The sequence below is a fragment of the Clostridium sp. UBA5119 genome (assembly GCF_002414285.1).
Lineage (GTDB): Bacteria > Bacillota > Clostridia > Clostridiales > Clostridiaceae > Clostridium_J > Clostridium_J sulfidigenes.
Map to the genome: position 1 here is coordinate 30,132 of NZ_DHYX01000055.1, position 14,075 is coordinate 44,206.

The following is a 14,075-nucleotide window of genomic DNA, read 5'->3' on the forward strand; positions in this document are numbered from 1 at the left end:
TTGCGGCGAAGTAGTTCTTGCAGATTTTCTAAAATCTGTTCATTCCTCACACCTGTTAACTGAAAGTGTCTATCAGAATTAATATGTTTAACATCAAATAGGAATAAATCTGTAAACTCCGCAACCTTAAGTACTGATTCAAGTTTTGCATAACCACAAGTTTCAATTGCAGTATTTATCCCTGATTGCTTACATGCCATTAACAAACTGCAAGCTGCTTCAGGCTGCATTAAAACTTCACCACCGCCTAATGTAACACCACCACCAGAAACTTCATAAAAAGTTCTATCTTCCTCTACAATCTCCAAAAGTTCCGAAATAGTTTTTACTTCTCCAACTATTGTTAAAGCAGATTTAAGACAAGCTTCTTTGCACTTACCACATCCGATACAATCAATATCACGATTAACTTCATGCTTTAAAGTTTCATTAGATATGGTATGTATTCCAACAGGACAAACAGAAACGCAAGCCCCACAATTAACACATGAATTACTTTTAAACATAACTCTATGCTTTTTAACTAGTCCTTCAGGATTTGCACACCATTTACAACGAAGAGGACAACCTTGAAAGAACACTAAAGTTCTTACTCCATCTCCATCATACATGTTATATTTCTGTATATTAAAAATCGTCGCTTTTCGTTCGATTATACCTAAGTTTTCATTACTCATATTTTTCATTCTCCAGTTTCATTACCTTGATTTTTAATATATATCTTATTTATAATCTGTAATCTACAGAACGCTGCTGCAGATTACAGATTTTATACAATTTCTTTTAATTAAAAGTGTGTAAGCACAGTTCTGCTGATAATTTCATCTTGAACGTCTTTGCATAATTCAACAAAGAATGCACTGTATCCAGCAACACGAACAATTAAATCACGGTATTGCTCTGGGTGTTTTTGTGCTTCAAGTAATGTTTTGTTATCTAAATAGTTGAACTGCATTTCTCCAAGCTGAAGGGCACATGCACTACGAAGTAATGTAATAATTCCATTTTCACCTTCAGGTGTATCAAGAAGACCAGCTACTAACTTGAAGTTATGAACCATACCTATATTCATATCCTCGCAAGACATTTTAGAAACAGATTTAATTATAGCAGTAGGTCCTTTAAAGTCAGCTCCTTGAGTTGGACTTATACCATCTGATAAAGGCATCCACGCTCTACGTCCATTTGCTGTAGCTCCTGTAAGTTGTCCAAATGGAGTGTTGTTTGAGATTGATAAAGTACCATGGCTAAGAACTGAATATAATGTCTTATACTTACGATGTTCTTGTTCAGTAAAGTTAATTAAATCAGCAGCAATTAAATCTGCATAATCATCATCGTTACCATACTTAGGTGCTTCTAAACAATCTTTTTTAAGTTGTTCATATCCAACGAAATCAGCTTTTAAAGCTTCGTTCATTTCTTGTAGTGTATATTTTTTATCTTCAAATACTAATTTCTTTATAGCTGCCATAGAGTCTGCATAAGTAGCAAGACCACTCCATACTACTCCTGGTCCGAAGTTATACATAGCTCCGCCTGCTTCTACTCCTCTACCATTTTCCATACATCCTTCATACATCATAGACATAAGTGGTTTTGGTGCAAGGTCTCTGTGAACACGTTGAGAAATTACTGTAGCAACACTTGTCCATTTAGTAATGAATTTAATTTGCTCTTTAACAGCTGCTTCAAATTGCTCGTAAGTTTTAAAGTTGCTTAGATCTCCCATATCTGGGCATACTTGCTTACCATACCATAGTGGTACACCATGGTTAAGAGTAAGTTCTATACATATAGGCCATTGAGTATATCCTGTAGAAGTCCATTGATATAATCTTCCTGACTTCTGTGGCTCAACACATCCCATTAAGCAGTAATCTCTTGCATCTTCTATAGAAACTCCCTTAGCTAACATCATTTTTATATGAACGTCATCAAAGTGACATGCTGGGAATCCCATACCTGCACGGATAACATCAACTATCTTTTTAAGATATTTTTGAGGTGATGCTTTGTGTATACGACAAGCTAAAGTTGGTTGATATATCTTAACATGACGAACTGCATCCATTAGAAGGTATGTTAATTCGTTTGTAGCATCTCTTCCTTCTCTAGTAACTCCACCTAAACACATGTTAACGAATGGTTGGTAACCTGCGAAGAATTTAGAAGCTCCTTCACTTGTAAGCCACATCATCTCAGACATTTTTATAAGCATACAACCAGATAACTCAAATGCTTCAAAATCAGTCATACGGCCAGCTTCAATATCCGCTTTGTAGAATGGGTACATATATTGGTCAACACGTCCTATAGACATACCTGTTTGGTTTTCTTCAACTACAAGTAATGATTCTATAGTCCAAACTGATTGAATTGCTTCCCAGTAAGTGCTTGGTTTATGAGCTGGGACTCTAGCATTTACTTCTGAAATTTTTAATAACTCAGCTTTACGAGTAGGATTAGTTTCTTTTGCAGCTAATTCTGCAGCATAATCTGACATACGTTTAGCGTATATCATAACACCCTCTGCAGTATCGATTAGAGATTTGTAGAAATATATTTTCTCCATATCTTCTGGTCTTTCATAGCTAAGGTCAGCTAATTTCTCATTACATTCCTTTACTATGTCAAGCATACCTTTTTTCATTAAGATAACGTCATATCCTGGGTTAGAGTCTCCTCCTCCGTTTAATGCATGGTATGAACAATCTGATACGAAAGATTCTCCAGAAAGTTCCCATACTCCAGCTTCTCTGTATTGACTCTCACAGTATTCATCAATTGATTTACCTTCCCAGAATGGGAATAATTCTTCACGCATGATTTTCTTATCTTCTTCTGAAACATAGAATGGGTCTTGCGCACGAGTTCCTATTGTATCAATCTCGTCTCTCATCCATCTCCAAGATATATCAGGGGAGAAAGATCCAGCACGAGGTTGTCCATTTGGTGCACCAACGATAAGCTCATTATCTTGAATTACTAATGGTGCAGTTTCACAGCAACGCTTGAAAGACTTACCACGTAAAATTGCCTTAGGTATACCAGGGTTTTCTTTTGCTATTTGAGTAATAACTCTTGCTTTGTGAGTAGTGATTGTTGGTACATGAGTTAAGTATTTTTCCTTTAACTTAACTAAACGCTCTGTTATTCCATCTGGAATTTCACCATTATTGTCACACACAACACAACTAGTAGTTGATTCTTCCTTTGTTATTTCTTTGGAAACACTAGAAAACATCTTCATTAAACTAGCACGTTCTTCATCAGACATGTTTTGAGTTGCTTCCATAAATTTATTTGAAAATTCACGAATATCCAATTTATTCCCTCACATTCTTTAATATATTTCATACATTTAGTATGGCCTATTATTTTAAGTCATTTAAAACTTTTTTCAAAATACTCTCTAATAGCTTAACACTATCAATTTCATTTGCATTTAATTTATCTTTTAAAACTTCATAGTTGGAATCCTCTTTATTGTCCATCATGCCAACAATTTCATCTGCCTTACGAACCCCATATCCAACTTTACGTACATATATTAAGTTCATAGGCGAAACATTATCTGAAGTCATTCCATGCCCTGCAGATCCACTGCCTAGAGTCATTGATGGAAATAAGTTTGTGGTTGCTCCCATACTTCCAAAAGTTCCTGGAGTATTAACAAGTACTCTTCCAACAGGTTTTTTTAATGCAAATTGACGAATAACCTCTTCATCCTTTGAATGTATAATAAGTGTATGTCCATGTCTCTCACTAAGTAATAATTCTATACACTTTTCACAAGCATGCATCCAGTCATCTTCTATATAAAAAGCTAAAACAGGACAAAGCTTTTCTCTTGAATAAGGATTTTTTTGAGATACAAATTTTTGCTGAGAAATAAGAACTCTTATATTTTCAGGAACACTGAATCCAGCCTTTTTAGCTAAAAATTGTGGCGATCTCCCGATCATATCCATGTCAGAACTTCCATCTTTGTAATATAAGATTGATGCCAATTTTTCAGCTTCTTCTTCGGTCATAAAGTATCCACCATTTTTAATAAGTTCTTGTTTTACTTCAGCTACTATACAGCTATCCACAACAATTGATTGCTCAGCAGCAGATACAACTCCATAATCGAAGCTCTTACTGTCAATAATATCTTTAGCCGCTTGCTCAATATCAGCAGTACGTTCTATAAATGCTGGACCATTTCCATTGCCACCATAAATTACTGGTTTGCCGGATTTATAAGCTGCATCAAGCATTTCTGGAACTCCTGTATTCATTATAAGTGAAGTATCTTTATGATTCATTAGTTCTAATGAACCATTTGATGTCACTGTATGTAAATATGCAAGTGCACCTTCTGGAAGTCCTACCCCTTCTGCAGCTCTAATTAAAATATCAATTGTTTTAGAAATTGTATTTTTAGCTCTTGGATGAGGTGAAAATATAATTGCATTTCCTGACTTAATGGCAATTAACGCCTTATATATGGTTGTAGAAACAGGACTCATTGATGGAGAAAAGGCTATAATAACCCCCATTGGTACTCCTATATCCTTTGTCTTGTTGATTTTATCTTCACTAATGACACCTACACAATTCATACCTTTAAGTCTGTTTTTCAGATACTTACATACAAAGTGATTTTTGATATGTTTATCTTCCCACTTTCCACATTCAGTTTCCTCATTAGACATTTTTGCAAGTTCTTTTAAATGTTTTTCAATCTCTTCGGTCATACATTCAACTATCTCATCAAGTTTTTCTTGTGGGAAAGCTGCTAATTTTCTTTGTGCCTCACGAGCATTTTCAACAAGAATTCTCGCTTCCTGCATGGAGAGTAAATCATTATCAATAATATTCATTTTTCTCTCTCCTTTTCCTTATAAAAAGTTTTTCTATTTATTATTCTGTTACAAGATTTGTAATTGCATAACGTTTTATTATTTTTTCTAGATCTTGGTGTGGTCTTGGAATAACTATTGAACTATAAAGGCTTCCACCTTCCATTCCTTCAACTGCTGCAACACCAGCATCTACTGCTGTTTTGCAAGCACCAACATCACCACGAACTAAAACAGATATATAACCTGACGCAACGTTTTCATATCCTATTAGTTCTACATCTGCTGCTTTGCACATAGCGTCTGCTGCTTCTAAAGCAAAAACCAGACCAAAAGTTTCGATTAATCCTAAAGCTTCATATCTTGACATATGTAAATCATTTCCTTTCTATGCTTTATGCGTCGATATCGTGTACTGAAACGATATCTCCAACTTCTCTAATTGGACGTGGCATAACATTGTGTGCTGTTAATTTACCAATTGCTGCTGCTGCTTCAGCACCTGCTTCTACAGCAGATCTTACTGCACCAACATCACCTTTTACCATAATAGTTACAAGTGTTGAACCAATATTTTCATATGAAATTAATTCAACATTAGCTGCCTTAAGCATTTTGTCTGCAGCCTCAAGTGCAGGAACCAATCCTATTGTTTCTACAAGGCCTAAAGCCTCATCTCCATAATATCTCATTACTAATTCCTCCTTCCTATTTTTAGCTCAATATACTTTAGCTTAACTACATAACTTCTATATATTATATCTATTTTTGCATGCATCTTTTGTTTGTTCTTATATATTGATTATATCCCTTACCCTTTGGGGGAAAGTCAATATATTTCTTGCATTAAAATTCTTAAATATTTTTACAAGAAATTATGCTGTTAAGAGTAAAGTCTTTTCTTAATGTTTAATGAGAATAACTATTTTACTAAATTCATAAGATATTTTTCTTTATAAGCATTACCCTATGGGTAATGTTAAAAATTAATCTCTTATGTATCTGTTAATTGTAGCTGCACCATCTTCATGAGCGTGATAATAAACCTTTAGTTGGTTATTTTTATCTAATTCAAATCTTGTTTCCTCAATAAGACCATTTGCTTCTGCTGTCATTAACGCAGTAATTACAGCATTCTTTTTTAAAGCTTTAAAACTTCCATATTGTCCCTTTAACGCTTCTATAACATCATCTGCGCAAGCTTCTTCTACTTTAGTAAAATATTTTAATATTGCATAATTAAGCGGCTTCATCTATTTTATCCTCCTCTTTTTTTCTTCTTAATAAATCAAGCGGATTCATAGATATTGTAAGGATACCAAACATCATTATTACAGCTCCAATCCAAGCAACTGAAGGTAATGACCATCCATCCATTCCACCATATACTCCTAATAATAATAAGCAGAATAATGGTCCAAAGAATGAATATGTACCGTTACATGCAGTTCCGAGCCCTGCTCCACACATACTGTTTCCAGCATACCATGTCATAAATGTGATAAATGATAAAAGACCACTTAATGCAAACCAAATCATTGCAGGACCACTTGTGAATGCTTGTATAGCAAGGTCAACAGAAATGTTCATTCCACCAGCCATAATTCCAAAAACCGGAACTAGGATAAATAAATTTGCTATACCTGATGTCACTTGACGAATACAAATACCTATCTCGGGATCTATCATTGATGTACCATATCCAGCTACACAACCTTCAAATCCCCATGCAAGGGCTGCAATAATAGCTATTAAAATGCCGATTAAAGTATTTGCTGAAGCACCACCACTAAAGCCTGTACTACCAATTAAGAAACTAGCAAATACACATACTGCAATACCTAAAGCCATACGTTTATTTAATTCCTGCTTATATAAAATTTTTCCTAATATAGCAGCAATAGCAGGACAAAGAGCTGATATTGGAACAACTATTGGTCCAGCCATTTGAAGAGCTATAACATAAGCAGTACCAGCTATAGGTCCTCCAATAAGAGCTGCTAATATCATAATTCGTCCCGGAGTAGTGTTAATGCATCTTACAAAGTCTTTAAATTTACCTTTTACTAATGCAAATGAAATCGCCCAAACTGCACTACATGTATCATTTATTGCATTACCAAGTGCAGCAAGTAAGTATGCTATAACAAATGCCGATAAACCTGCTGAATTAATGCCATACCAGTCACCCCATACTCCTTTTGTCATACCCATAGTAAGAAATGCTGTATATAACCCATAGGTAAGTCCTGAAAATAAAGCTAGAGATATACCTTTTTTGAAGAAATCACTTGATAATTTCTTCTTTGCAGCCATAGCTTGTGGGCTTACTGCTTTTGAAACTTCTTTCATAAAATAAAACTCCTTTCAATTAACCATATCTTTTGTATATTAATAAATAATTATGGCTCATCCCTATGAAACATAAATTATAGCAATGAGCCTTTTAATTAATTAATTCAAAAATTCTTCTTAACCTTTTATATATTTGTTGATTGTAGCAGCACCATCTTCGTGGGCACGATAATAAACTCTCAACTCACCATTTTTATCTAATTCAAATCTTGTTTCTTCAATGAGACCATTTGCCTCTGCTGTCATTAAAGCTGTAATTACAGCTTTCTTTTTTAAAGCTTTAAAGTTGCCATATTCTCCTTTTAGAGCATTTATAACATCATCAGCACAAGCTTCATCAATTTCTGTAAAATGTTTTAATATTGCATAATTAAGCGGCTTCATTATCTTATACCTCCTTCTTTTTAAACAAATCCATTGGATTCATAGCTATTACAAGGATACCGAACATCATTAATACCGCAGAAATCCATACGATTGGAGGTAATGCCCATCCGTCCATACCGCCTATCACTCCAAGAATTATCCAACAGCAGAATGGACCCCAGAAGGAATATGTACCATTACAAGCCATACCAAGAGCAGCACCGCACATACTATTACCGTTGTACCAACTCATGTATGAAACAAAGGCACAAAGACCACTTAGTGCAAACCATATCATTGCAGGCCCACTTGTAAATGCTTGAGTAACTAAATTAGTTGAAAATTTAATTCCATCTCCAAATATCATTCCAAATAAAGGTACTAATATTATTAAGTTTGAAAGTCCAGATGTAGCTTGACGAATTGTAATACCAATCTCTGAGTCAATCATAGATGTACCATATCCAGCTACACAACCTTCAAATCCCCATCCAAGAGCTGCAATAAATGCAATACAAATTCCAAGGAACATTCCAGCTGGAGCATCTCCACCAATACTAGTGCTACCGATCATAAAGCTAGATACAACACAGATGGCAATACCAAGCATCATACGTTTGTCTAGTTTTTGTTTGAATAATATTCTTCCTAAAATAGCACCGATAGCTGGACAAAGAGCTGTAATTGGAATAACAATTGAACCCGCCATTTGTAAAGCCACAACAAAAGCTGTGCTTGAAATTGGTCCTCCGATAAGAGCTGCCAATATCATTACAGCACCTGGTTTGGTTTTAAGACATCTAAAGAAATCTCCAAGTTTCCCTTTAACAGTTGCATAAATTACTGCCCAAACAGCACTACATGTATCGTTTACGGCACTACCAAGGGCACCAAGCACATATGTAATAACTACTGCTGATAAACCTGCTGTATTAGCACCATACCAGTCACCCCATACTCCTTTAGTCATTCCCAATGTTAAAAATGCTGAATAAAACCCATACATAAGACCTGAAAAAAGAGCAATTGAAATACCTTTTTTAAGGAAATCAGATGATAATTTGTTTTTTGCAGTAATGGCTTCTAAACTTACCGTTTTCGAAACTTCCTTCATAAAATAAATCCCCTTCCACTTATTTGATAATAACTTTTAAATTTATATCATTAAATAAAAATTTACAATGAGAACGTTTTGCTATTGTTATAATTTGGGATATTTCATTTTAAAACTATTGAATAACTTTTCATTTGATATCTTGTGGTTATTTTATTAACAATTAAATTATATGCCTTTCCCTATGGGGTAAAGTCAACATGTAATTATCATAAAAATTCAAAAAAAATTAACACAACTAACTCAATAAATAATTATAAGTTAGTTGTGCCAGTTATTTTAAGTGCTAAATACTAGTTTCCGTCAATATCATGGAGTAAAAATTTTATTTTATAAAAGAAATATATGTATTTTTTTAAAAAGATATATTTGTATTTTTTTACAAACCGAGTTTTATCGACATTTTATCCCTTACCCTACGGTCAACGTTTTCAGTATTTTCAGTTTAATGAATCTATCTCTTTCTTCTAATTTTAATCAAAATTTCCGTTACAAACTTGTCAGTGTTTTTAGTTGTCCAATAATCTGTTACATATCTTTCATAAGATTCTTCAGAGCATATATAGTCATGTTCCTTAGCCCATTCTTTTATTTTTATATATGTTTCATTAATTGTTTCATGAGTACCAATATGATAGCAAGAAGCTGCTAACCATCCACCAAATTCAATACTTTCCTCGTCCTTACACTTTAAAATAGTCTCTTGCATTATTTTCATCTTACTGCATTTCCCATTAATCTTATCCTCAAAAGATGGAAAACATATAATTACAGGACCTGTTATTGCATTATTTATACTATCAATATAATTGTTAAACTCTATGTTAATTATACACTCCATATAATCATAATTAAAATTTTGATTTAAGAAGATTAAATTGCGCTCATCTATATATTTTATAGAGACATCACAAACATTATTTTCAATTATCATCTGTGCCTCAACTATAAGTGCATGCCAATCTCTTACAGATCTTATCTTTAAATTTATTTCTTTCTCAAGTTCTCTTAATTCATCAATTTTTGTTCTAAAACTTTTATCAAAAAAATCATAGGTTGTTCCTTGTAAAAAAGCTCTCATTTCTTCTAGCTTAAATCCACTTTGCTTATAATATTTTATTACTGGTACAGATAGTAAATTTTTCTTGCTGTAATATCTATAGCCACTTTCATCAGCTACTTTATCCGGTGATAATATGCCCATTTTATCATAATATCTAAGTGCTTTTTTTGTTATTTTACATATCTCTTCCACTTTGCCTATGGAATATAATTCTTCTCCCATACTAAGTTCACCTCTTTTATAATATTTTTAGCCGTTTTTAAAATCTAAATCATTTCTATTTTAAGATTTTAAAACTTTATTAAAAAGAATTTCCCCCACTAAATGTAAAGAATATAAGGAGGAGTCCTTATAAGCATTAAAAAAATAACTTCACCTTGTAATATTTATAAACATTTTAAATTTATTCTAAGAGTCACGAACTCCTTTCAATTTTCAAAATGTTTATCATAAACTTATATATAATAAAAATCCTAATGAAATCTTAGCTAATTGTTATATCAAACTTTTTATATAAATAAATGGATATTATTATGATTATGACGAGAGTTGTAAATACTTAATTATATGAATTTGAATAAACAAAACTTGATAATATTCAAAAATAATTGAAGAATAATATTTAACCTTAAAATGAATATTTTACCATGTAAAATTAAAGAAAAAAATATATTATTCGTATAAATAATATTACATATTATAGTCAAACTGTAAAGAGGAAATTTATTACATTAAGTTGAATGTATAATATTCTTGCGTAAATTTAAGGAGTTTAGCAGAACCAATAAAAAAACCACCCATTAATGAGTGGTATAAAATACAAAATTTTATCCAAAAACTTTTTCTAAAATTTTTGATAAATCTTCTCCTGTTACTTCTTTAGGATTTGCTGTTGTACATATGTCATTAAGAGCTGCTTTAATGATTTCTTCTTTCGATGCTTCAGCTAGCTCCATATCAGCACCTTGTTCTTTCAATGTTGTTGGAATCATCAAAGTCTTTTGAAGTTCTACAATACTTTTAATTAAATTATTAACACCAATATTTACATTTGGCGCATGTAACTTTAATAACTTGGCAACTCTTTGATACTTTTTAGATGCTATGTCATATTCTACATTGAAAGCACCTTTATTTAAATTTGCATTATATTCTATTACATAAGGAAGTATCATTGCATTACTTCTTCCATGAGAAATGTGTAATTTCCCACCTACAGCATGAGCTAAACTATGAGTAATTCCTAAGCCCGCAGCATTAAATGCCATCCCAGCAAGACATGATGCATTGTGCAACTTTTCTCTTGCCACTACATCATTTCCATCAGCATAAGCTAGTGGTAAAAATCTAAAAGCTAAAGTAAGTGCTTTCTCTGCAAGAGCATCTGAAAAATCAGTGGCATTCTTTGAAACATAAGCCTCTAAAGCATGTGTAATAACATCCATTCCTGTATCAGCAGTTATAGCCTTAGGTACAGATTTTACTAGTTCCGGATCAAGAATTGCAACTGTTGGAAGAAGGGATTTATCTGCAAGAGCATATTTTAATCCTTCTTGTTTATTTGTGATTACTGCATATTCAGTTACTTCAGACCCTGTACCACTTGTAGTAGGTATAGCATAGAATTCTTCTATACAAGAAACTCCACCAGTAATTTTTTTTGCATATTCTCTCATAGCTTTAGCTCCATCAATTGATGAACCTCCACCAAGCGCTATCATAACCTGAGCATCACAATTTTGTAATTTCTGAATGCCTTCAGCAATAACTTCTACAGATGGATCAGGTACAATATCACTAAATACTGCTACTTGACAATCAACAAGCTTTTGCTTTACTTTCTCAGCCATACCTGATGTTTCCATGAATTTATCACATACAATTAACACTCTTTTATTCTTGATTTCATTTAATTTTTCTAAAGAGCCTTGTCCAAAATAGACCTTTGTGTTGATACTAAATTCTTTCATATACAATCTCTCCTATTTTAAAAATATTCAAGATATGAATGAATTAGTTTTCTTTGCTTTAAAATAAAATTAACCCACAATTATAACAATCAAAAAAGTTTATATTAAACTTTACTTGATTCATTATATCAGTAATAAAATACTATTGCAACATAAGGTTCAGTCAGTTTGCATTAAGTAAAAATTTTTCAAGTTAACTTCATGTAAAATATATGATAAGTTATATTTTAGAAGCGTAAAGATAAAAAACAGTCATAATTACATTTCTACTACTTAACATTAAAAAACAAACTTTTTTAATGTGTTATTTACTTTACTTAAGGTAGATACAAGCATTTTTAGGATGCTTGGTAAAAATAAAGAAACTACAAAGCCCACAGCACATAATACAAATATCTTATATTGAATAGCATGTCCAATATAAATTTGATATCCATGAATAGCAGATATAGATATAGCTGCTATTATTATAATCTTAGATGCAATCCAAGATATTATATTTAATATTTTACATAGAAATATTATTATAGATAATATAGCTACTACAGGCATAAATAATATCTTAAGCGGCAATTGGGTAAGGGAAGGTGCACTACTTTTTTTATTACTTCCTGCTTTTCTACTATTGTCATTTTTGCTTTGTTTTTCAGATTTAATATTTTCTCTATCTCCTGTAGATTTCTTTTTAGCTCTTTTTTGTTTTCCTATTGATGTGCTTTTGGAAGATGATCTCTTCTTTTCTCTACCAGCTGTAGATTCTTGTTCATATTGATTAAAGCTCTCATAGCCATTACTATCATCTTTATGAAAGTTATTATTTAAATCTTCAACTTGATTATCTATAATCACAGTTTGCTCATTTCGATTTTTTTCTCTCTCTTCTTTTATTTTTTCATAGGCTTCATCAAACACCTTTATAAAAGATTTTACTCTTTTTTCATCTTCTATCTCTTCTTTAAATTTATTTATCCTATCTTCATAAGCCTTTATTATCTCTTCCATAGATGCATTTTTATCAACACCTAAAATTTTATAATGTTCCATATCTCTCCTTCTCCAACTATAAGTTTAACTTTTCATTTGTAATCTAATATTTTAGAGTCAAAATAACCTAAATATCACTTGTTCATCCAGTACTCTATTTTTAGTTTATTAATATATTTATAATTCTATCTTCTCTAAATACAGGATTCATTTTAAAAATCTGTGCTAAGGTATCTATATTCTCCTCTAAATGTTCAATGTCTTTAGAATATGTATGACTTATATCTACGATATCCTCATCACTAAGATCTCCGCTTTCTACCCATCTTACTATACATAACTGCTTAATCATTAAATAGCTCACCACGGCAGTCTTCACTTTATCAGCCACATCATAATCAAAGACAGCCTTCATAAAGTATCTAAACACAAAGTAAACTAATATATTTTCAAACTTATACATATTATCTTTATAAAAATTGTTAAATTCCTTATATTTATCTAGATAAATATCTTTATTCTCAACACTACTCCTAATATAAGATAACACCTTATCTAGCCCCAATGGATCATTGTTATTTATATGTTTTAAGCCTTTAAACACATTAAAATACTCATCTATATCATTATACCATTGTTCTTTATTACTGATATTCTTATCCAAATCACTACTAGTCTTATTTATAAAATTTTTATCCAGATATCTTTCTTTAATGGTCTTTAAACTAGTTAGATCATCCTCATTTATTTTATCCTGAACTTCCTTTGCAAAGTCAAGAATTATAGTAGCTCTTACATTTAAATCAATATTACGATTCTGAGATATATTAAAAATTATATTTCTACACTGCATAAGCTCAATAAAAAGCATTCCATCAATATCATTATAAGAAGTTATAATCTCATCATTTTCACTTAACTCAAATTCTACTTTATTAGAATCACCTAGCATTATTCTTGCTGCCTCTGGACAAGAAAGTGATATACCTACTTCTCGTAAGTTCCCGAATTCCTCTATATATCTAGGATACTTCTTACAAGTATAACAAAGGCCATCTTCTCCAAATTCATTATATATATCACATAATTTGTTTTCATTTAGAAAGGCACAATTTCCATTTTTTAATACAAATATATTGTCTTCTCCATCATTAACTATCTCACTTCTTAGTCTTTCTCCAAAGCTACCACTAAGATTTTCATAGTAATCATAAGTTTCTTCATCAATAACAATTTCCCAACCAGCACAACATGTATCCTCACACTTAGCTGCTATACATTTGAATTTATTAAAATATTTTGGTACTCTTATTTTCATTTTTCACCTCAAAGTTTTATTATATATTTAAGGTATCTGAAAATAAATAATAAGT

12 protein-coding genes and 1 pseudogene are annotated in these 14,075 nt (G+C 31.9%); all 13 read right to left on the reverse strand.

Features of this window, described 5'->3' with window-relative positions:
• Nucleotides 1-677, reverse strand: a pseudogene (gene cutD, locus B2671_RS08665) (choline TMA-lyase-activating enzyme); the annotation flags it as partial.
• Between the two features lie 110 nt (nucleotides 678-787).
• A complete protein-coding gene (gene cutC / locus B2671_RS08670; RefSeq protein WP_150843639.1) occupies nucleotides 788-3,328 on the reverse strand; it encodes a choline trimethylamine-lyase in 2,541 nt (846 codons plus the stop codon).
• A 49-nt stretch (nucleotides 3,329-3,377) separates the two neighbouring features.
• A complete protein-coding gene (locus B2671_RS08675) occupies nucleotides 3,378-4,871 on the reverse strand; it encodes an aldehyde dehydrogenase family protein (protein ID WP_346870053.1) in 1,494 nt (497 codons plus the stop codon).
• Nucleotides 4,872-4,911: 40 nt separating this feature from the next.
• On the reverse strand, nucleotides 4,912-5,220 hold the full coding sequence (locus B2671_RS08680; protein WP_035134854.1) for a BMC domain-containing protein: 309 nt from the start codon (nucleotides 5,218-5,220) through the stop codon (nucleotides 4,912-4,914).
• A 25-nt stretch (nucleotides 5,221-5,245) separates the two neighbouring features.
• Nucleotides 5,246-5,542 (reverse strand): BMC domain-containing protein, encoded by a 297-nt coding sequence (locus tag B2671_RS08685; protein ID WP_346870054.1) that lies wholly within the window; start codon nucleotides 5,540-5,542, stop codon nucleotides 5,246-5,248.
• A 294-nt stretch (nucleotides 5,543-5,836) separates the two neighbouring features.
• The gene (locus tag B2671_RS08690) at nucleotides 5,837-6,103 is read right to left on the reverse strand and encodes a hypothetical protein (protein WP_346870055.1); all 267 of its coding nucleotides are present in this window, start codon (nucleotides 6,101-6,103) and stop codon (nucleotides 5,837-5,839) included.
• On the reverse strand, nucleotides 6,090-7,202 hold the full coding sequence (locus tag B2671_RS08695) for a hypothetical protein (protein WP_346870056.1): 1,113 nt from the start codon (nucleotides 7,200-7,202) through the stop codon (nucleotides 6,090-6,092). The genes B2671_RS08690 and B2671_RS08695 overlap by 14 nt, the downstream gene beginning before the upstream one ends.
• A gap of 120 nt (nucleotides 7,203-7,322) precedes the next feature.
• Nucleotides 7,323-7,589, reverse strand: coding sequence for a hypothetical protein (locus tag B2671_RS08700; RefSeq protein WP_346870057.1), 267 nt, complete (start codon nucleotides 7,587-7,589; stop codon nucleotides 7,323-7,325).
• A 4-nt stretch (nucleotides 7,590-7,593) separates the two neighbouring features.
• Nucleotides 7,594-8,685 (reverse strand): hypothetical protein, encoded by a 1,092-nt coding sequence (locus B2671_RS08705; protein WP_346870058.1) that lies wholly within the window; start codon nucleotides 8,683-8,685, stop codon nucleotides 7,594-7,596.
• Nucleotides 8,686-9,139: 454 nt separating this feature from the next.
• Nucleotides 9,140-9,970 carry a MerR family transcriptional regulator gene (locus B2671_RS08710; RefSeq protein WP_346870059.1) on the reverse strand — a complete coding sequence of 277 codons (831 nt, stop codon included), beginning with the start codon at nucleotides 9,968-9,970 and terminating at the stop codon, nucleotides 9,140-9,142.
• Between the two features lie 605 nt (nucleotides 9,971-10,575).
• Nucleotides 10,576-11,718 (reverse strand): 1-propanol dehydrogenase PduQ, encoded by a 1,143-nt coding sequence (locus B2671_RS08715; protein WP_346870060.1) that lies wholly within the window; start codon nucleotides 11,716-11,718, stop codon nucleotides 10,576-10,578.
• Between the two features lie 279 nt (nucleotides 11,719-11,997).
• Complete coding sequence (locus B2671_RS08720; RefSeq protein WP_346870061.1) at nucleotides 11,998-12,762, reverse strand: molecular chaperone DnaJ; 765 nt, start codon at nucleotides 12,760-12,762, stop codon at nucleotides 11,998-12,000.
• Between the two features lie 100 nt (nucleotides 12,763-12,862).
• Nucleotides 12,863-14,020: a flagellin lysine-N-methylase gene (gene fliB, locus B2671_RS08725; protein ID WP_346870062.1), complete on the reverse strand. Its 1,158-nt coding sequence runs from the start codon at nucleotides 14,018-14,020 to the stop codon at nucleotides 12,863-12,865.
• Nucleotides 14,021-14,075: the final 55 nt, after the last annotated feature.

Bases quoted from the DNA above. Each gene is read 5' to 3' on its own strand.
- B2671_RS08675 (WP_346870053.1), bottom strand. From the start codon at position 4,871: ATGAATATTATTGATAATGATTTACTCTCCATGCAGGAAGCGAGAATT.
- B2671_RS08680 (WP_035134854.1), bottom strand. From the start codon at position 5,220: ATGTCAAGATATGAAGCTTTAGGATTAATCGAAACTTTTGGTCTGGTT.
- B2671_RS08685 (WP_346870054.1), bottom strand. From the start codon at position 5,542: ATGAGATATTATGGAGATGAGGCTTTAGGCCTTGTAGAAACAATAGGA.
- B2671_RS08690 (WP_346870055.1), bottom strand. From the start codon at position 6,103: ATGAAGCCGCTTAATTATGCAATATTAAAATATTTTACTAAAGTAGAA.
- B2671_RS08695 (WP_346870056.1), bottom strand. From the start codon at position 7,202: ATGAAAGAAGTTTCAAAAGCAGTAAGCCCACAAGCTATGGCTGCAAAG.
- B2671_RS08700 (WP_346870057.1), bottom strand. From the start codon at position 7,589: ATGAAGCCGCTTAATTATGCAATATTAAAACATTTTACAGAAATTGAT.
- B2671_RS08705 (WP_346870058.1), bottom strand. From the start codon at position 8,685: ATGAAGGAAGTTTCGAAAACGGTAAGTTTAGAAGCCATTACTGCAAAA.
- B2671_RS08710 (WP_346870059.1), bottom strand. From the start codon at position 9,970: ATGGGAGAAGAATTATATTCCATAGGCAAAGTGGAAGAGATATGTAAA.
- B2671_RS08715 (WP_346870060.1), bottom strand. From the start codon at position 11,718: ATGAAAGAATTTAGTATCAACACAAAGGTCTATTTTGGACAAGGCTCT.
- B2671_RS08720 (WP_346870061.1), bottom strand. From the start codon at position 12,762: ATGGAACATTATAAAATTTTAGGTGTTGATAAAAATGCATCTATGGAA.
- fliB (WP_346870062.1), bottom strand. From the start codon at position 14,020: ATGAAAATAAGAGTACCAAAATATTTTAATAAATTCAAATGTATAGCA.